Source organism: Luedemannella helvata (assembly GCF_039528415.1).
GTDB classification, from domain to species: Bacteria; Actinomycetota; Actinomycetes; order Mycobacteriales; family Micromonosporaceae; genus Luedemannella; species Luedemannella helvata.
The window spans coordinates 147,318-165,698 of record NZ_BAAALS010000012.1 but is presented as its reverse complement, the minus strand read 5'-3'; the positions used below and the strand labels follow the sequence as shown (position 1 = coordinate 165,698).

The following is an 18,381-nucleotide window of genomic DNA, read 5'->3' as shown; positions in this document are numbered from 1 at the left end:
ATGGAACAGTGCCCGCTACGCTAACCCACCCGAATGCAGATAAGAGAGGATTTCGACCGATTTTCACGGAGAGGGACGCCCGTCCATCGTGGAGGAACGGTCCAGACGCGTACGGTCGAATGATTGCCTGAGGGTTGCAGCTGCGCTAACTTCGTCGCCTGCTCTGTAACTTTCTGCGTGGTGACCGCCAGCTGGCCGCCGTGCGACACCACGCGGCCCTGAATGGTGGTGGCGCGTGCGCCTTCCCGACCCCGAGCACACCCGGATCGTTCTTGTGGGCACCGGCAACTACGGCTATGGCGGGCTGAGCCACCTGCCAGCCGTACCGCACAACGTTGTCGCGCTCGCCGAGACGTTCGCCGACCGGCGCCTCTGCGGCATGCCGGAGCACCACATCCGGGCGCTCATCAACCCCAACCGACCCTCGACCGTCGCCACGGAGATCCAGAACGCGGCGACCGAGGCCGCCGACCTGCTGTTCGTGTACCTGGCCGGCAACGCCGTACCGGTCGGCGCGACCGATCCGGCGCTGGCACTGTCCATTGACTACTCGGACGCCGGATCGTCCTTCCTGGACCTGCGACAGGTCGCCAACATCGTCGGTGCCAGTCGCGCGTACACCCGCGTCATCGTGCTCGACCTGCGGCTTATCGCCGCGCCCGAGGTTGAGTCCTCCGTACGTGAGTCGATCGCGCGGCTGATCCACCAACCCGGCGTGGCCGTCATGCTGGCCGCCGCGGCCGACGACGACAACTACGACAGCCCAGGGCGGGCCGGCACGGCGTTCACCCGCGCGATGCTCGACGTCATCCACCGCCGGGGCGTCGCCGGCTACCACTACGTCAACCTGGTCGGCCTGTACGAGCAGGCCGCCGAGCTGATGCACCGGGCCGTCAAGCCGGCGCCGAAGCTCATGCTGGCCCGTGCCATCTCCGACAGGCCGGCCCTGATCTCCGCCGCCTCGACCGGTCCGATGCGGACATTCGGCGGGCGGGTGACCGACGAGCGCAGCCTCGCCAGCAAGGTCACCGACGAGCGCGAGATCGGCGAGCGCCGGCGGTTCGGCCGGCTCGGCGGTGGACGGTCCGGCCGCTCGCGCGGCGCGACGCCCGACCGGGGTACGGACCGCCGGGGCGCCCCGATGGACCGCTACGCGCACTTCGCGGCCACCGTGGACACCCGTACGCCCATGGTGTTGTTCTCGAACGCGGGCGAAGCGGTCCCGACGCCCGAGGACCTGCAGCGGATCCGGACGATGCGCGAGGCCGCAGCGGCGGCCGAGCGCGACTACCAGCACCCCGACCTGGCGCTGGACCACTACCGCGCGCTCGTGCTGCACGGCCAGCGGGTCCTCGGACCCGACGACCGCGAGCTGATGGGCGTGCGGCAGCGGCTGGCCTACTGGGTCGGCATGTCCGGCGCGCCGGCCCAGGCCGCGCAGTTGCTGCGCGATCTCTACGCCGACCAGCAGCGGCTGCTCGGTGCCGAACACCCGGAGGCGGTGTCGGTCTTCCGCGACCTTACGTACTGGTCACAGCGGTAGGTCGGGCTCCTCAAGAGAGGTGAGCCGCGTGTGGTCGTCGACCGGAAGGTCCCCGGCGACCACCGCGCTCACCGCCAGCTCGCCGAAGTCGACATGCCCGGACAGCACGGTCGAGAACGCGATGTCGGCGGCGTCGCGGCCGGTCGCGATGCGCACCAGCGACTGGCGCGGCGCCAGCCGGGTCGCGTCCCAGACCCACCACGACCCGTCGATCTCGGTCTCCGTGACCATGTGCAGGTCCATGGGGGACAGACCCGGGGCGTACACCGCGGCGACCCGCGCGGGCACCTGCACCGCACGGCACAGCGCGGCCGTGAGGTGCGCGAAGTCGCGGCATACCCCGCTGCCGGCGAGCAGCGTGTCGAGGGCGTCCGTGACCGGTCCGCTGGACCCCGGCAGGTACGCCACGTGGTCGTGCACGTAGTCGCAGATCGCGCGTACCCGGTCCAGGTTCGTGGTGATGCCGCCGAAGTGGCTGCGCGCGAAGCCCTCCAGGCGGTCCGACGGGCAGTACCGGCTCGGCCGCAACGCGTCGTTGCGGGCGCGGTCGGTGACCGGGGCGGGCGCGTTGGTCGGCGGGGCCGGCAGGACGGCCTCGTACCGGACGGCGAGCGGGCCCGGCAGCAGGTGCACCACGTGTTCGCGGCCACCCGCGAGCGCCGGCACCACGGTCGCGCCGATCGGCGCGCCGTTGCTGGTCAGCTCCAGTGACTCCACGCGGCCATCGGCCGGGTCGCCTGCGGCGGCTATCTGCAGCGCGAGGCTGGCGGCCGTGGTCGCGTCGAGCGTGAGCTCGCACGTGACCCGGCGCTCCCCGGGCGGGGCGAGCGTCATCGTGGGCGCTTCCTGGGTGGCGGTGTCGAAGGGCACGGCAGGCCAGATACCCAGCGTGACCGGCGCGCACACCTCGTCAGTTTCCGGGCCGTTACACCTTCCACCATCTGCGCAAGCGGACGCCACGCCGGTATGAAGGTGGCGACCTTGGCGCTGATCGGTCAGGCTGCTTCGTCGGGGCGGCCACCGCCGTCCACGCTCAGGGGAGGAGCAGAGGTGAGTACGAACACGACGAGGCTCGCCAGCAACCTGTCCGCCGCCGTGGTCGCGGGCATCGCCGCGTGGTCGTCGTACCACCACATGGTCAGCGTCGCGCTCAGCGTCGGCGAGCGACCGGACGTGGCGTACGTGCTGCCGCTGTCCGTTGACGGCATGCTCGTGGTCGCCTCGGTCGCGATGGTCGACGACCGGCGCAACGGCCGGCGGGTGCGCTGGTCGGCGCGGATCGCCTTCGCCACGGGCGTGGTCGCGTCCGTGGCCGCCAACGTGGCGGCGGCCGAGCCCTCGGTCGGCGCGCGCATCGTCGCGGCCTGGCCGGCGGTCGCCCTGCTCCTGACGGTCGAGCTTCTGTCCCGTACGGGTCGGCTGCTCACCCGCAACGAGGAGCCGGCCGCCGAGGAGCCGAGCTACCCCCAGGCGTACCAGGTCGACGAGCCGATGCCGTCCTATGTGGATGAGCTTGGCCCGCGGCACGCCGGGCCGCCCGACCCGTTCCCGACGCCGGTCTCGCCAGCGGTTTCGGGTGTGCCGGTGCACTCCGGTGTGCCGGTGGGTTCCGGGGCGCCGGCGGGTTCGACGGCGGTGCCGGCCACCACGACGCTGCCGTCGTCGACGCGGATCGCCGTGGCGCAGGCGCTGCCGCCGGCCGGGCCGACCGCCGCCCGGCACGCGAGCGAACGTCGGGCGCGCGCCGCGCAGTCGTCGTCACCGACGACGCGGACCTCGGCCCGCGTGAGCTCAGCCCGCCCCCGGCCGGCCGCGGAGGACGCCGAATCGTGACCGGTGTGCGACACCTGGGCGCGCCGGTCGTGCGCGGGTTTGTTGTCGTGCCCTAGGGTCGCGGGCATGTCCGACGTCCATGAGGACCCCAGCGCCAACACGGCCCGGTTCCAGGCCTTCGTCAACGAGGCACCGGAGCCGGAGAAGCGGGGCCTGCCCATCGCACTCATCGCCACCATCGGCGTGGCCGCCGTCGCCGTCATCGCGGTGATCACGTTCCTCGCCGTCAGCTGAAGCGGTCGTCGGCGGCGTCCGTACCGGTCGTCGCCGACGTGCGAGGATGTCGACGTGTTAGGGACCCTCGCCACCGAACCAGCCCGCCAGCGGCCCGACCTGCTGGCCGCCCCCGTACAGGCGGCCCTTGACGCCTGGCCGGTCGACTCCGTCGACCAGGTGCTCGTCGCGCCCATCGACCCCGAACTGGCCGACACGGCCGCCTTCTGCGAGGCGTACCAGGTGGGTCTGGACACGTCGGCCAACTGCGTCATCGTGGCGGGCAAGCGCGGCGGCGAGGTCCGCTACGCCGCGTGCGTCGTCCTGGCGACCACGCGGGCGGACGTCAACGGCGTCGTACGACGCCACCTCGACGCGCGCAAGGCCAGCTTCGCGCCGCAGGCCGACGCGGTGGCGATGACCACCATGGAGTACGGCGGAATCACGCCCATCGGGCTGCCGAAGGACTGGCCGATCCTGGTGGACGCGGCCGTCACCGCGGCCCCCTACGTGATCATCGGTTCGGGCGTCCGGCACAGCAAGATCGCCATCCCGGGCGCCCTCCTGGCCGCCCTCCCGAACGCCGAAACCCTCCCGGACCTGGCCATCCCCGCCTAACCCACCCCGTCCGCGCCACCTCGCCCGGCCACCGCACCACGCTCGCCACCGTCGCGACCGCGCTCCTTGCCGCGACCGCGCTCCTTGCCGCGACCGCGCTCCTTGCCGCGACCGCGCTCCCTGCCGCGACCGCGCTCCCTGCCGCGACCGCGCTCCTTGCCGCCAAGGTGCGCACTTTGGCGGCTACACGGGGGTGACGAGGCAGCCAAAGTGCGCACCTTGGCGCGGCGGGGGCGGGGGCGCGGTGGGGGCGGGGCGGGGCGGTGGGGCGTCAGTGGCAGGTGTCGTCTGTGCAGGCGTCCAGGTCGGGTGTGCGGGGGCGCGGGATGCGGGGCGTCGCCGGGTCGGCGGTGTCCCCGGCCGTTGCCGGGTGGGGGTGCCGGTTGTCGTGGGTGGCGTGGGAGCCGACCAGGGTGCGCAGGACCGGGCGGATGCCCTCGCGGCGGGCCACCTCGTCGAGTACCGAGCTGAGCGTGGCGGCGTCCTGGGCGCCCGTGACGGCGTACTTCCCGGCGAAGATGAAGGTCGGCACGCTCGTGATGCCCAGCTCCCGGCCCTCGGCGAGTTCCGCGCGCACCTCCGCGACGCCCTCGTCGGAGGCGAGCAGCTTCTCCACGCGGGCCTGGTCGAGGCCCACGGAGACGGCCGCCTGGACGAGCGTGTCGGTCGCGGCGATGTCCTGGCCGTGGGTGAAGTGGGCCGCGTGCAGGGCCTCGACGACGTGCTGCTGGGTGTCCGCGTCCGCGCCGAACGGTACGGCCTGCGGGGAGCCGGCGAACCAGATCAGCCGGTGTGCGTCGAATGTGTTGGCGACCAGGGCGGACTCGAAGTTCATGGTGATGCCGGCGCTCGCCCCGGCAGCGGCGGCGGAGCCGAACATCTGCCGGGCCCGCGCCTCGCCGCCGTAGCGGGCGCCCAACCAGGGCAGCAGCGGCTGGCCGTCGGCGGGCGCGCTGGGGTCCAGCTGGTACGCGCGCCAGCGCAGCGTCACCTCGCCGTCGTAGGAGCGCAGCGCCTCCGTGAGCCGGCGGGTGCCGATGTAGCACCAGGGACAGATGACGTCAGAGTAGATCTCGATCTCCACGCCATCTTCAACATCGCGAGAGCTGCTCACATTTCCGCAGCTCACGCGATGTGAGTGTGCCCACGATCAGGTCAAATGGGCCACGATGTCGGCGACCGGCACGTCCTCCGTGGCGCCCGTCGCGCGGGTCCGGACCTCCACGAAGCCGTCCGCCAGGCGGCGGCCCACGACCACGGCCTTCGGCATGCCCAGCAGTTCGGCGTCGGTGAACTTCACGCCGGCCGAGACGCCGGGGCGGTCGTCGACGAGGACGTCCACGCCCCGGGCGGCCAGGTCGTTCGCGATCTGCAGGGCCGCCTCGACCTGGGCACCCTTGCCGGCCGCGATCACGTGGACGGCGACCGGGGCGACCGCGTCGGGCCAGACCAGGCCGCGCTCGTCCGCGTACTGCTCGGCGATCGTGGCGATCAGCCGGGTGACACCGATGCCGTACGAGCCCATGGTGACGCGGATCGGCTTGCTGTCCGGGCCGAGGGCGTCCAGCTGGAAGGCGTCGGCGTACCGGCGGCCGAGCTGGAAGATGTGCCCGACCTCGATGCCCCGGCGGGTGGTCAGCGTGCCGCCCGTGCACGCGGGGCAGGCGTCGCCCGCGCGCACCTCGGCGGCCTCGATCGTGCCGTCGGGCACGAAGTCGCGGCCCGCGACCACGTTGGTGGCGTGCTTGCCGGGGATGTTCGCGCCGGTCAGCCAGGCCGTGCCGGTGACCACGCGAGGGTCGACGACATAGCGGAAGCCCAGCTTGGACAGGCTCTGCCGGTCGTCGGAGCCCTGCGGGCCGATGTAGCCGCGCACGAGGTCGGGGTGCTTGGCGAAGTCCTCCGCCTCGAACATCGACGGCACGGCGGGGGCGAGCGACGCCTCCAGCCGCTTCAGGTCGACCTCGCGGTCGCCCGGGACGCCCACGATCAGGATCTCCGGCTCCGTACTCCCGGGGTTGGTGATCTTGAGGACGACGTTCTTGAGGGTGTCGGCCGCGGTCCAGTCGTCGCGGCCCGCGAGGCGGCGCGCGTTGGCCATATCGACCAGCGACTCGATCGTGGGGGTGTCGGGGGTGTCGTGCACCTCCAGCGGGGGCTGGGCGTGCGGGTCCGAGGCAGGCGGCGCGGGGGTGGTGACGGCCTCGACGTTGGCGGCGTAGTCGCAGGTGGTGCAGCCGACGAACGTGTCCTCGCCGACGGCCGCGTGCGCCAGGAACTCCTCGGACGCCGAGCCGCCCATCGCGCCCGCCATCGCGGACACGATCGTGTACTTCAGGCCCAGCCGATCAAAAATCCTGACGTACGCCTCGCGGTGCGCCGCGTACGAGTCGCGCAGGCCGTCGTCGGACAGGTCGAAGGAGTACGAGTCCTTCATGACGAACTCGCGCCCGCGCAGCAGGCCGGCGCGCGGCCGAGCCTCGTCGCGGAACTTCGTCCCGATTTGGTAAAGGATGACCGGAAAGTCCTTATAAGACGAGTACAGGTCCTTCACGAGCAGCGTGAACAGCTCCTCGTGGGTCGGCCCGAGCAGGTAGTCGGCGTTGCGGCGGTCCTTGAGCCGGAAGATGTCGTTGCCGTACTCCGTCCAGCGGTGCGTGGCCTCGTAGGGCTCGCGCGGCAGCAGCGACGGGAAGGAGACCTCCTGCGCCCCGATCGCGGCCATCTCCTCGCGCACGATCGCGGCGATCTTCTCGCGCACCAGCACGCCGAGCGGCAGGAACGTGTACCCGCCCGGGGCGGCGCGGCGAATGTAACCGGCGCGCACGAGCAGCCTGTGGCTGGGCACCTCGGCCTCCGCGGGGTCCTCCCGCAGGGTGCGTACGAAGAGCGTCGACATCCGCAGCAGCATTCGGGCAGCCTATCGGGTCGCATCCGGGTCACCGCCAACGGTTATCTCCGCCACGCTTCGCGCGGGGCGGGCTGACGTGAACGGGGGTCTCGCGGTACATATATGCGCGTGCAGTGGCGTAGCTATGTGGCGGTGGGCGACAGCTTCACCGAGGGCCTGGACGACATCCAGCCCGACGGCTCTTTCCGCGGCTGGGCCGATCTGGTGGCCGCCCGCCTGGCCAGCGAATACCGGTCGTCGGTCGCCGGCCGGCCGCCCGCCGAGGAGCAGCCCGACTTCCGGTACGCCAATCTCGCCGTCCGTGGCCGCCTCTTCGACAACGTCGTGGACGACCAGGTGCCGGCCACCCTGCGGATGCGGCCCGACCTGGTGAGCTTCGCGGCCGGCGGCAACGACGTGCTGCGCCGTCGCTTCGACGCGCCGCAGCTCATGAAGCGGTTCGACGAGGCGATCCGGGTGCTGCGCGCGTCCGGCGCCGATGTCGTCGTGTTCCGCTTCGCGGACGTGACCGCCCGCCTGCCCGGCCGGCGGATCATCCTGCCCCGGGTGGAGGTCCTCAACCGGGAGGTCGAGGTCGTTGCCGACCGGCACGGCGCCCGCCTGGTCGACCTGTGGAACGACGCCGAGTTCCACAACCCGCAACTGTGGAGCATCGACCGGCTGCACATGAACGCCGTCGGACACCGCCGCGTGGCCGCACACGTGCTCACCGCGCTCGGCCTGGAGCCCTCGCCCGGCTGGTGGGAGGTGCCGGCCAAGCTGACCCACTCGTGGGCGGCCGCCCGCGCCGCCGACGCCCGGTGGGTGGGCAACCACCTGGCCCCGTGGGTGCGCCGACGTCTCACCGGCCGGTCCAGCGGCGACCAGGTGAGCGCGAAGCGCCCCACCCTCACGTCACTCCTCGGCTAGCGGGACTCCCGGCTCGGGATGAGGCGGGGGCGGCGGCGGGCGGCCACGTCCTCGATCCAGCCGAGGGCGAGGACCGCGATCACCAGGAGGGCGGCGCCCACTCCGACGTAGAGGGCATAGCCCGTCGTGTCGCCGAACCGCCAGACGTCCAGCTTGTCCGCGACCGGCTCGCTCGCCGACAGGGCGATGTTGTGCCACAGGTAGATCGTGACCGCGCGGGCGTTGATGGCGCTGACCAGCCAGTCCAGCCCGCGAAACCGGCGCAGCCAGGCCATGCTCGGGGTGAGGCGCATGAGCAGCAGCACGAAGCCGGTCGAGTAGAGACCCTGGGCCAGCGGGATCTCGTTCAGATCCACCGTGCCGCCCTCACCCGGATGGGTGAGCGCCCACGCGGTGCCCCCCGCGAGCAGCACGCCCGACAGGGACAGCCACACCGGCACCGGCAGCCGGCGCAGCGCGCCGTCGCGGTGTGCGAAGCCCAGGACCCAGCAGGCCCCGAAGACCGCCGCGTCGACCAGCGCGTGGCCGGACGTCGTGTCCAGGTCCACCCCGGCGCCCGGCGCCACGAGCTGGGTCAGCGCGAGGACGGCCAGCGGTGCCAGTACGGTCGGCACCGGCCACCGGCGGAACAGCGCGTACAGCAGCGGCGACAGGATCACCAGCCAGAGGTACGTCACGACGTACCAGAGGACGATCGTCGCGGGGAGCAGTTGGGCGGCGCCGGCCGGCTGGCCCACCGGCAGCAGCCACAGCAGCAGCTCGACCGGGGGCAGGGCGGTCGGATTGTCCGACCACAGCAGCCACAGCGTCAGCGGCACGACGACGGCGCCGAGCGCCCACACCGAGGGCAGCAGCCGCCGCACGCGCGAGCGCACGGCCCGCACCGCGCCACCCCGACGCAGCGACGCGGCCATGAGCGAGCCGCCGATCGCGAACATGACGCCCATCGCCGGAAACAGGTACGCCAGCCAGGCGAAGCCCAGCCCGTGATAGATGATCACCCGGCCGATCGCCAGGGCCCGCAGCCCGTCGAGGAACCGGTCGCGGGTCGGCGCGCTGACGGGGGCGACGCCCCGGGCGGGTGCGAGGGCTGGGGCAGCGGTCACGCGACGATTCTGAGGGTCGCTTGTGGAGCATTCGTGGTCATCGTGTGAAGCTCACCCGCTGGTGGTCGGTCGAACGGGTAGCGTCGCCGATCGTGCACGAGGTCTGGGAACGTTACGGCTACGTGGGCTACATCTTCGCGGCGGCCGTGCCGCTGGTGGCCCTCGTCCTGGTCGGCATCGTCGCGCTGCGCCGCCGCCGCGGCGTACCCCGAGCGACGGCCTGGCGGGACACGGTGGCCGAGGTGGGCCTCGTAGCCGGCACCGCCCCCTGGTTGTTCATGGGGTTCATCCCGCATTGGGAGGCGACCCGCAAGGTGCACCCCGTGCCGTTCGTGGACCTCGTCGACCAGTGGCAGGTCGGGCCGGACTTCTTCGCCATCCAGGTCGGGGCGAACCTGCTGGTGTTCGCGGCGGCCGGGTTCTTCGTCCCCATCCGCTGGCGGATCGGGCCCGGCGCGATCCTCGTCGGCGCGGCGGCCGCGTCCGCGTTGCTGGAGATCGGGCAGTGGGTGTTCGACATCGGCCGTGTCACCTCCGTCGATGACGTGCTCGTCAATGCCGTCGGCGCGTGGCTGGCCGCGTTGTGCGCGGCGCCGTGGTGGGCCCGCCGGCGAGCGGGGGACATGGCGGTCGTCCCCGTCTGAGGCTCCTGACAGGTAGCGTGTCGCCAGACATGTGACCTGGGGAGCGGCGCCACCATGACGAACTTCCAGGTCGACCTCCGAGGCGTGGTCGATCTGCTCAGCCACCACCTCTACGGCAGCCCACGTGTGTACGTCCGTGAGCTGCTGCAGAACGCCGTCGACGCGATCACCGCCCGGCGCGCCACGGACGCCGGCGCGCCCGCGCTCGTCCGCATCGAGCCGGCCGAACTGACCGGCGACGGGACCCTGCGCGTGCACGACACCGGCATCGGGCTGACCGAGGCGCAGGTGCACGACCTGCTGGCCACGATCGGGCGCAGCGGCAAGCGCGACGAGCTGGGTTTCGCCCGGCACGAGTTCCTCGGTCAGTTCGGCATCGGCCTGCTGTCGTGCTTCCTGGTGGCCGACGAGATCCGGGTGCGCACCCGCTACGGCGACGAGCCGACCGTGCTGTGGACCGGCTACGCCGACGGCCGCTACGAGGTCGCGCTGGCCGGCCCGGCCGACGAGCGCGCCGAGCCCGGCACGTCCGTCACCCTGGTGCCGCGCCGCGACGGTGGCCAGTGGCTCATGGAGGCGACCGTCACCGACCTGGCCCGCCTCTACGGATCGCTGCTGCCGGTCACCGTCCGCGTCGGCAGCGAGGTCGTCACGGCCGGGCCGCCGCCGTGGCTGGCCACCGCGGCCGACGCACCCGGTGACCGCCGGGAAAGACTCATGGAGTACGCGCAGGCGACGCTCGGTTTCACGCCCTTCGACGTGATCGATCTCGCCGTGCCGGCGGCCGGCCTGACCGGCGCCGCGTTCGTGCTGCCCATGCCGGTCAATCCGGCCGCGAAGGCGGGCCACCGCGTGTATCTCAAGCGGATGCTGCTGGGTGAGGGCGCGGAGGGCCTGCTGCCCGAGTGGGCCTTCTTCGCCCGCTGCGTCGTCGACGCCACCGAGCTGCGGCCGACCGCGAGCCGCGAGGCCCTCTACGAGGACGGGTTGCTCGACGAGGTGCGCGAGGCGCTCGGCGACCAGCTGCGCGGCTGGCTCATGCGGCTGGCCTCCCACGACCGGGAGCGGCTGGCCGCCTTCCTCGACGTGCACCACCTGGGCGTCAAGGCGCTCGCCCTGCACGACGACGAGATGCTGCGCCTGGTCGACCAGTGGTGGCCCATGGAGACCAACATGGGCCGCATGACGCTCGCCGAGTTCCGCGAGCGCCACGGCACCGTGCGGTACTGCGCCACCATCGACGAGTTCCGCCAGCTCGCCGCCGTCGCCGCCGCGCAGGACCTGGCCGTGGTCAACGGCGGCTACACGTACGACTCGGAGATCATCGAGCGGTTACCGTCGCTGGACCGGGAGATCCTCGTCGACCGGCTCGACCCGAGCGACCTGACCACCCGGTTCGAGACGCTGGACCCGGCCGCCGAGCTGGCGCTGCGACCGTTCGTGGCCACCGCGCAGCGCGTGCTCGACCGGCTGGGCTGCGAGCCCGTGGTGCGCTCCTTCGAGCCCGCCGCGCTGCCCGCGCTCTACCTGGTGGACCGCTCGGCGGCCTTCCAGCAGCAGTTGCGCGAGACCCGCGATCGCGTCGACGACGTCTGGGCGGGGGTACTCGCCGCTTTTGAACAGGCCGAGGCCGACGCGCGCCCGCAGCTGGTGCTCAACCACCGCAACCCCCTGGTACGCCGGCTCATCGCGCTGTCCGGTAGCGGGCTGACCGAGCTGTCCATCGAGGCGATCTACGGCCAGGCGCTGCTGCTCGGGCACCACCCGTTGCGGCCCGCCGACGCCGCGCTGCTCAACCGGTCCTTCCTGGGCCTCCTCAACCACGCCGTGATCGGAGAGGCCGACCGTGACGGATGAGACGCGCGTGCGCGAAATGATCGCGCACGTCTGGGACATGCCGTACGGGGCGGCGCACATCGCGGCCGCCGAGGAGGCGATGCGGCACGCCGACGCGCTCGGCAGCGCCGACCTGGCGTTCCACGCCCGGATGGCGGCCACCCCGGCCTACCAGCATGGCGGTGAGCCGGCCAAGGCGTTCGTCACGTTCTCCTGGTGCCTGTCGGAGTACGACAAGGATCCGGGGCGGCACAAGGCCGAGGACGCCGAGCTGCTGCTGTGGTACTTCAAGTACGTCATCTCGTCGCTGACGAAGTTTCCCGAGGTGCCGCTGGACCGCACGTACGAGGTGCTCGACGACATGCAGCGGCGGTACACGATCGGCGGGCACAGCCTGCACGCCGTCTACCAGTACCGCTGGGTTGTGGCGCACCACCTGGGCGACGACGCAGCCGCCGACGAGTGGTACGCGAAGTGGTGCGCGGCGCCCCGCGACGAGAACTCCGACTGCGCCGGCTGCGACCCGACCTCGAAGGTGGCGCACCTGGTCAGCCGGGGACGATTCGAGGAGGCCGTGGCGCTGGGCGAGCCGGTGCTCGCCGGGCGCCTGGGCTGCCGGGAACAGCCGCAGTCGATCCTGTCCGAGCTGATGGTGCCGTACGTGCGCACCGGCCGGCTCGAGGAGGCGCGCGACGCGCACCGGCGCGCGTACCGGGCCGTGCGCGGCATGCTGGCCAGCATGGGCGACATCAACCAGCACATCTACTTCTGCGGGGTGACCGGCAACGAGGTACGCGGCCTGGAGCTGATCGAGCGGCACCTGGACTGGCTGGATCGCGCGCCCACGCCGCTGACCGCCATGTACTTCGCGGCCGCGTCCGGTCTCGTGCTGCGCCGCCTGGCCGAGGCCGGCCACGGCGATGTCACGCTGCGCCGGGCCGCGGGGGAGGTCACCGTGGCCGCACTGGCCGCCGAGCTGGCCGCGCAGGCCCGCGGGCTGGCCGCCCGGTTCGACGAGCGCAACCGCACGGGGCACCAGTCGCGACGCGTCGAGGAGTGGCTGACGGCCGAGCCGATCGTCGAGCGCCTGCCGCTGACCGCGACGGCCCGGTCCCTGACATCGCCGGCCTCGACCGAGCCCGAGCCGGTGGAGCCGGAACCCGTCGAGGTGGAGGTGCCGGACGGGATCTCTATGGAGGAACTGCTCGACCGGATCGAGCAGGGGTACCGCACCGGCGACGAGCGGACGGCGTTCGGGCTGGTGCGGGCGTTCGAGGAGCGCTTCGCGGACGAGAAGCTGACGGACGAGCAGGCCGCGCGCCGCGCCGACTACCTGGCGGCCGCGGCCGCCAACGAGCGCGGCGACCTGGCGGAGGCCGAGCGCCAGTGGACCGAGGCGGTCCGGCTCTACGCCGATCTGGGCCACGAGGACCGCAAGCACACGGCGCGGGGCCGCCTGGGGCTGACCATCTGCGAGCTTGGTCGCCAGGACGAGGGCCTGCCGATGACCGAGGACGCCGCGGCGTACCTGTTGACGCAGGGTGCGCCGCATCTGCGGGCGAGCGCGGCGCACCGGCTGGCCGGGGCGCTGCTGCGCGGGCAGCGGCCGGACGAGGCGCTGGCCGCGCTCGACGTGGCCGCCGAGTACGCGCCGGACAGCCCCAACCCGTACACGGTGTTCGCGGTCGCGCTGAGCCGGGCGCAGTGCCTGGGCATGCTCGGCCGGGTCGGGGAGTCTGTCACGGCGGCCCGGCAGGCGCACGAGGGCTTCGCCCGGCTCGACCACCGGCCGGGGCGGGCGGCCGCGGCGTGGGCCATGGGCCTGGGCCTGGAGATGACCGGCGACGCCGACGGGGCGGTGGCGGCCTTCGACGACGCCATCGCGCACGTGGCGGACCCGCGCGCCCGCGCGGACGCGCGCCGGCACCGGGCCCGCCTGCTGGCCAACACCCCCCGGGCGGCGGAGGTGATCGACGACCTGATCGAGCTGGTGGCGCTGGCCGAGGAGCGGGCGCCCCTGGGCGCGCGTCCGGGGTCGCGCAGTGACCTGGCGAGCGCGCAGCTACGGTTCGACCTGGCGGTGGCGTACCGGCACGCGGGGCGGCTGCTCGACGCCGCCGAGATCGCCGAGGAGGCCGTGCCGGCGCTGGACGCCGCGGAGCGGCCGGATCTGGCCGACCGGTGCCGCTACCTGCTGGCCTCGATCTATCGCGAGATGGGCGAGACCGACGGGGCATTGGCCATGTTCGACCAGCTGGCGGTGAACCTGGACGGCTTCGACAACGCGCCGGCCCGGGGCCAGATGCACGAGGAGGCCGCCGAGATCCTCTACCGGCTGGACCGGGACGCCGAGGCGGCCACCCGGTTCGTCACGGCGGCGGAGACCTTCCGGGCGTGCGGGCTGGCGATCGACGAGGCGCGCACCCGCCGGATGTCCGCCTTGTCGCTGCGCTGGGCCGGGGACCCGGACGCGGCCGTGGCCCGGCTCGCGGAGGCCGACGCCGTCCTGGCCGCGGTCGACTCGGACGAGCCGCCGGCCCGCTGGGAGCGGGCGATGCTCGGGTACGACGGCGCCCGTGTGCTGCTCGGCGCCGACCGGCTGGACGACGCGCTGGCCCGCCTCGACGGGGTGGCCGCCCGGTTCCGCTCGATCGACGCGTACGCGGAGGCCCTGCAGGCGGAGCTGTTCGCGGGCGAGCTGTTGCTGCGCCAGGGTCGTGCTGCGGAGGCGGAGGCGCAGTTGCGCCCGGTGCTGGCCGCGGCGCCCACCGGCTCGGACCTGAGCCAGAACGCCGCCTGGCTGCTGTGCGAGGCGCTGGAGGCGCGCGGCCGGTCGGAGGAGGCGCAGCGCATCCGCGAGGAGTACGGCCTCAACGACTAGTTACCGCTGAGTAGGAAGGGGCTTGACCCGCGAGTAGGCTGCAACCCGTGAGTGTGCAGACGCAGACCCCCCGCCGCCGGACCCGCCGCCAGGAGATCCTGGAGATCGCGGTGCAGCTCTTCGCCAGCCGTGGTTACCACGGCGTCTCGATGGACGACATCGGTGCCGCCGCTGGCGTCACCGGCCCGGCGCTCTACCACCACTTCGCCGGCAAGGAGGCGATGCTCGCCGCCGCGCTCACCCCGGTCAGCGAGCAGCTCCTGGCCGGCGGCCGCGAGCGCATCGCCGCGCACGGCGACGACCCGGCCACCGCGCTGGACGAGCTGGTCCGCTTCCATGTCGACTTCGCGCTCGCCAACCCGGCGGTGATCACCCTGCACCTGCACGAGCTCGACCGCCTGCCCGAGGAGCCGCGCCGGCAGATCCGCCGCCTGCAGCGCCAGTACGTCGAGGAGTGGGTCGGCGTGCTGACCGCGTGCCGACCGGAGCTGGTCGCCGCGGAGGCTCGGGTGCTGGCCCATGCCGCGTTCGGTCTCATGAACTCCACCCCGTACGCCGGGGCGGAGGTGCCGGCCGACCGGCACGCTGAGCTGCTGCGGGGCGCCACGAAGGCCGCGCTGACCGGATAGTTATCCACAGGGCCTGTGGAGAGGCTGTGTGCGGTCGCGCACAGCCTCTCTGTTTGTGCTGCTCAGCCCTGTGGATTTCAACGAGCTGAATGTCCACAGACTCGCCAGTAACCGTGGCCTCGCCGTACTCTGGCGACGCTCCCCCGTTCCGCCAGAAAGGCCGTCCCCCATGATCGGATCGCTGCTCGTCGCCAACCGTGGTGAGATCGCCCGCCGGATCATCCGCACCGCGAAGCGACTGGGCATCCGTACCATCGCGGTGCACTCGGAGGCCGACGCGGGCCTGCCGTTCGTGCTGGAGGCCGACGAGGCCGTGCTGGTCGGCCCCGCGAACCCCGCGCTGTCCTACCGCAACACCGAGGCGATCCTCGCGGCGGCGAAGCAGACCGGCGCGGAGGCGATCCACCCGGGGTACGGGTTCCTGTCCGAGAATGCGGAGTTCGCCCGCGCCGTCGAGGCGAACGGGCTGATCTGGGTCGGGCCGAGCGCCGAGGCGATCGTCGCCATGGGCGACAAGATCAACGCCCGGAACCTGATGGCGGCGGCCGGCGTGCCGGTCGCCCCGGGCACGGTCGACCCGGCCGCGTCCGAGGACGAGGCGGTCGCCGAGGCCGCCCGCATCGGGTACCCGGTGATGGTGAAGGCCGCGGCCGGCGGCGGCGGCATGGGCATGGCGGCCGCCCACGACGAGGCCGCCCTGCGCACCGAGTACGCGAAGGTGCGCGGCTTCGCCGAGCGCATGTTCGGCGACGGCTCGGTGCTCATCGAGCGGTACTTCCCCCGCGTGCGCCACATCGAGGTGCAGATCCTGGGCCTGGCCGACGGCCGGGTTGTCGCGTTGGGCGAGCGCGAGTGCTCCGTGCAGCGCCGCAACCAGAAGGTGCTGGAGGAGACCCCGTCGCCGGCCGTCTCGCCGGAGCTGCGGGCGGCCCTGTGCGCGGCCGCCGTCCGCGCGGGCGAGGCGGTCAACTACCGCAACGCGGGCACGGTCGAGTGCCTGCTGGACCCCGCCACGAACGAGTTCTTCTTCCTGGAGATGAACACGCGCCTGCAGGTCGAGCACCCGATCACCGAGGCGATCTTCGGCGTCGACCTGGTCGAGGAGCAGCTGCGCGTGGCGTCCGGCCTCGCGCCGACGTTCGACCCGGACGCGCTGCGGTCCGCCGGCCACGCGATCGAGCTGCGGGTCAACGCCGAGGACCCGAAGCGGTTCCTGCCGGGGCCTGGCGCCATCACCACGTGGGTCGAGCCCACCGGCGAGGGCGTACGGGTCGACAGCGGGTACGCGGCCGGCACGACGGTCACGCCGAACTACGACTCCCTCATGGCGAAGCTGATCGTGTTCGCGCCCGACCGGGCCGCCGCGATCGAGCGCGCCAGGGCGGCCGTGGCCGGCTTCGAGATCGCCGGCCCGAAGTGCAACCTGCCGTTCTTCGCCGAGCTGCTGGACAACGCCGAGTTCGTCTCCGGCGACTACGACACGGGCATCGTCTCCCGCATGCGCTGATCCCTCGCCGCCCGAAAAGGTGGCGCGGGTGGGCTACCTTCCCAGATGTCGTATTCATCTGGGGAGGCGAATATGCGAAGACTTCGACCCATGGCCGCCGCACTCAGTGCGGCGGCCATTGTCGTGACGGCCCTGCCCGCGCCGGCCCACGCGGCGGCACCGGCGCGCGGCAAGGCACCCGGGATCGCATGGGGCGAGTGCCCGCCCCCGCCGCCGGACTCCTACCGCGACCCGCGCCAGGAGTGCGCCACCGTCAAGGTGCCGCTGGACTACCGCAAGCCGCACGGCCGCACGATCGACGTCGAGATCTCGCGGATCGCCACGTCGACGCCGGCCCGCCATCGCGGCGTCCTGCTGTCCAACCCCGGCGGGCCGGGCGGGTCCGGGCTCGACCTGCCGGGCGCGCTCGCGACCCTGCTGCCCGCCGAGGTGCTCGACCAGTACGACCTGATCGGGTTCGACCCGCGCGGCATCGGCCACAGCACGCCCGTCAGTTGCGGCGTCGACATGTCGCCGACCTCGGTCACCCTGCACCTGCCGTACCCGTCACCGGACGGCGACATCGCGCGCAACGTGGCGTTCGCCCAGCGGACGGCCGCCGAGTGCGCGCGGCGCAACGGCCCCCTGCTGCCCCACATCACGACCGCTAACACGGCCCGCGACATGGACCGCATCCGGGCCCTGCTCGGCGAGCCGAAGATCTCCTACTACGGCGGCTCGTACGGCAGTTACCTGGGTGCGGTCTACACGTCGCTGTACCCCCAGCGCTCGGACCGCATCATCCTGGACAGCGGCGTCGACCCGGACCTCGTGTGGCGCGACATGTGGCGCACCTGGAACGCGGCGGTCACCGAGCGGATCGAGGACTTCTACGCGTACGCCGCGACCTACCCCGAGCTGTTCGGGCTGGGGGCCACGCCGGCCGCCGTGCGTAGCACGTACTCCGGGGTGGTCAAAGCTCTTGACGCGACGCCCCTGGACCTAGGCGACGGGCTGGTCCTCGACGGGAACTACCTGCGCGAGGTGACCCGGTCCCTGCTGTACGCCGACTTCTACCTGCCGCTGCTCGGAACGCTGGTCGCCGAGCTGGTGCCGGTGACCCAGGGCACGAGCGCCGACCTGCCGTCCGTGGCGACGGCGCTGCGGGCCACCGGGGCGCTGCGCGACCCGGCCGTCGAGGTGCCGGCCGACAACCAGATCTCGGCCCTGTACTCGGTGGTCTGCAACGACGCGGTCTGGCCCGGCTCGGTGGCCCGCCACGCCCGCGACGTCGCGGCCGCGCGCAGGAGTTGGCCGCTGCTGAACGGCATGCCGTCGAACGTCTGGCCGTGCGCCTTCTGGCCCACCAAGCCGGTCGAGCCGCCCGTCGCGGTGACCGACCGGGGTCCGCGCAACGTGCTCGTCCTGCAGAACACCCGCGACCCCGCCACGCCGTGGACCTCGGGCGTGGGGCTGCGCGAGGCACTGGGCAAGCGGGCCGCGTTCGTCGGCGTCGACCAGGGCGGCCATGGCGTGTTCGCGCTCGGTACGTGCGCCGACGCGGTGGTGGTCGAGTTCCTGGCCACGGGCGCGCTGCCGGCCCGCGACCGGTTCTGCGAGGGCGTAGCGCCGCCGTCGCCACTGGCCCGCTCGCTCACGGCCCGGCCGTACCTGCCCGTCGGGCCGCTGGACGGCAGCGCCGCACTGTTCGCCGCCGCCGCGAAGGCGCGCGGTACGAGCTGACGCCTCGGCGTCAGGTCCTGGGGAGGATA

At 72.9% G+C, this 18,381-nt stretch carries 14 protein-coding genes and 1 pseudogene; 11 read left to right on the top strand and 4 right to left on the bottom strand.

All coding sequences use genetic code 11. The features are described 5' to 3' along the window. Positions 1–235: 235 nt before the first annotated feature. Complete coding sequence (locus ABD191_RS14435; protein WP_344081577.1) at positions 236–1,543, top strand: hypothetical protein; 1,308 nt, start codon at positions 236–238, stop codon at positions 1,541–1,543. Here the strand turns inward: ABD191_RS14435 and ABD191_RS14430 are convergent. After that, positions 1,532–2,413 (bottom strand): transglutaminase-like domain-containing protein, encoded by an 882-nt coding sequence (locus tag ABD191_RS14430; protein WP_344081575.1) that lies wholly within the window; start codon positions 2,411–2,413, stop codon positions 1,532–1,534. The two genes, ABD191_RS14435 and ABD191_RS14430, sit on opposite strands and share 12 nt — an antisense overlap. A 180-nt stretch (positions 2,414–2,593) precedes the next feature. Here ABD191_RS14430 and ABD191_RS14425 point away from each other — a divergent pair, with 180 nt between their 5' ends. The 3 genes from ABD191_RS14425 (at position 2,594) to ABD191_RS14415 (ending at position 4,207) form a co-directional block, all read left to right on the top strand. Beyond that, a complete protein-coding gene (locus tag ABD191_RS14425) occupies positions 2,594–3,376 on the top strand; it encodes a DUF2637 domain-containing protein (protein WP_344081572.1) in 783 nt (260 codons plus the stop codon). A gap of 66 nt (positions 3,377–3,442) precedes the next feature. Next, the gene (locus ABD191_RS14420; protein WP_344081569.1) at positions 3,443–3,610 is read left to right on the top strand and encodes a hypothetical protein; all 168 of its coding nucleotides are present in this window, start codon (positions 3,443–3,445) and stop codon (positions 3,608–3,610) included. 54 nt (positions 3,611–3,664) lie between these two features. After that, complete coding sequence (locus ABD191_RS14415; RefSeq protein ID WP_344081566.1) at positions 3,665–4,207, top strand: YbaK/EbsC family protein; 543 nt, start codon at positions 3,665–3,667, stop codon at positions 4,205–4,207. Between the two features lie 439 nt (positions 4,208–4,646). Here the strand turns inward: ABD191_RS14415 and ABD191_RS14410 are convergent. Continuing rightward, positions 4,647–5,291, bottom strand: a pseudogene (locus ABD191_RS14410) (DsbA family oxidoreductase); the annotation flags it as partial. Positions 5,292–5,357: 66 nt separating this feature from the next. Then, positions 5,358–7,118 carry a proline--tRNA ligase gene (locus tag ABD191_RS14405; protein ID WP_344081563.1) on the bottom strand — a complete coding sequence of 587 codons (1,761 nt, stop codon included), beginning with the start codon at positions 7,116–7,118 and terminating at the stop codon, positions 5,358–5,360. Between the two features lie 108 nt (positions 7,119–7,226). Here ABD191_RS14405 and ABD191_RS14400 point away from each other — a divergent pair, with 108 nt between their 5' ends. Continuing rightward, positions 7,227–8,027, top strand: a complete 801-nt coding sequence (locus ABD191_RS14400; RefSeq protein WP_344081560.1) for an SGNH/GDSL hydrolase family protein — start codon at positions 7,227–7,229, stop codon at positions 8,025–8,027. Here the strand turns inward: ABD191_RS14400 and ABD191_RS14395 are convergent. Then, positions 8,024–9,133 (bottom strand): acyltransferase family protein, encoded by a 1,110-nt coding sequence (locus ABD191_RS14395; RefSeq protein WP_344081557.1) that lies wholly within the window; start codon positions 9,131–9,133, stop codon positions 8,024–8,026. The two genes, ABD191_RS14400 and ABD191_RS14395, sit on opposite strands and share 4 nt — an antisense overlap. Positions 9,134–9,177: 44 nt before the next feature. On the opposite strand from ABD191_RS14395, the gene ABD191_RS14390 reads away from it, so the two are divergent. The 6 genes from ABD191_RS14390 to ABD191_RS14365 all read left to right on the top strand — a co-directional run bounded on the left by ABD191_RS14390 (position 9,178) and on the right by ABD191_RS14365 (position 18,352). Continuing rightward, positions 9,178–9,777 carry a VanZ family protein gene (locus ABD191_RS14390; protein WP_344081554.1) on the top strand — a complete coding sequence of 200 codons (600 nt, stop codon included), beginning with the start codon at positions 9,178–9,180 and terminating at the stop codon, positions 9,775–9,777. A gap of 54 nt (positions 9,778–9,831) precedes the next feature. Continuing rightward, positions 9,832–11,634: an HSP90 family protein gene (locus ABD191_RS14385; RefSeq protein ID WP_344081551.1), complete on the top strand. Its 1,803-nt coding sequence runs from the start codon at positions 9,832–9,834 to the stop codon at positions 11,632–11,634. After that, positions 11,624–14,494 carry a hypothetical protein gene (locus tag ABD191_RS14380; protein WP_344081548.1) on the top strand — a complete coding sequence of 957 codons (2,871 nt, stop codon included), beginning with the start codon at positions 11,624–11,626 and terminating at the stop codon, positions 14,492–14,494. Before ABD191_RS14385 ends, ABD191_RS14380 begins: the two co-directional genes overlap by 11 nt. Before the next feature lie 47 nt (positions 14,495–14,541). Beyond that, entirely contained in the window at positions 14,542–15,123 is a 582-nt protein-coding gene (locus tag ABD191_RS14375) for a TetR/AcrR family transcriptional regulator (protein WP_344081544.1), read from the top strand. Positions 15,124–15,292: 169 nt separating this feature from the next. Then, positions 15,293–16,630 carry an acetyl-CoA carboxylase biotin carboxylase subunit gene (locus ABD191_RS14370; protein WP_344081541.1) on the top strand — a complete coding sequence of 446 codons (1,338 nt, stop codon included), beginning with the start codon at positions 15,293–15,295 and terminating at the stop codon, positions 16,628–16,630. A 90-nt stretch (positions 16,631–16,720) separates the two neighbouring features. Next, a complete protein-coding gene (locus tag ABD191_RS14365; RefSeq protein ID WP_344081538.1) occupies positions 16,721–18,352 on the top strand; it encodes an alpha/beta hydrolase in 1,632 nt (543 codons plus the stop codon). The last annotated feature ends 29 nt before the right edge of the window (positions 18,353–18,381 follow it).

Coding starts and splice junctions, on each gene's coding strand:
- ABD191_RS14365 (WP_344081538.1), top strand. CDS start 16,721: ATGGCCGCCGCACTCAGTGCGGCGGCCATTGTCGTGACGGCCCTGCCC.
- ABD191_RS14370 (WP_344081541.1), top strand. CDS start 15,293: ATGATCGGATCGCTGCTCGTCGCCAACCGTGGTGAGATCGCCCGCCGG.
- ABD191_RS14405 (WP_344081563.1), bottom strand. CDS start 7,118: ATGCTGCTGCGGATGTCGACGCTCTTCGTACGCACCCTGCGGGAGGAC.
- ABD191_RS14420 (WP_344081569.1), top strand. CDS start 3,443: ATGTCCGACGTCCATGAGGACCCCAGCGCCAACACGGCCCGGTTCCAG.
- ABD191_RS14385 (WP_344081551.1), top strand. CDS start 9,832: ATGACGAACTTCCAGGTCGACCTCCGAGGCGTGGTCGATCTGCTCAGC.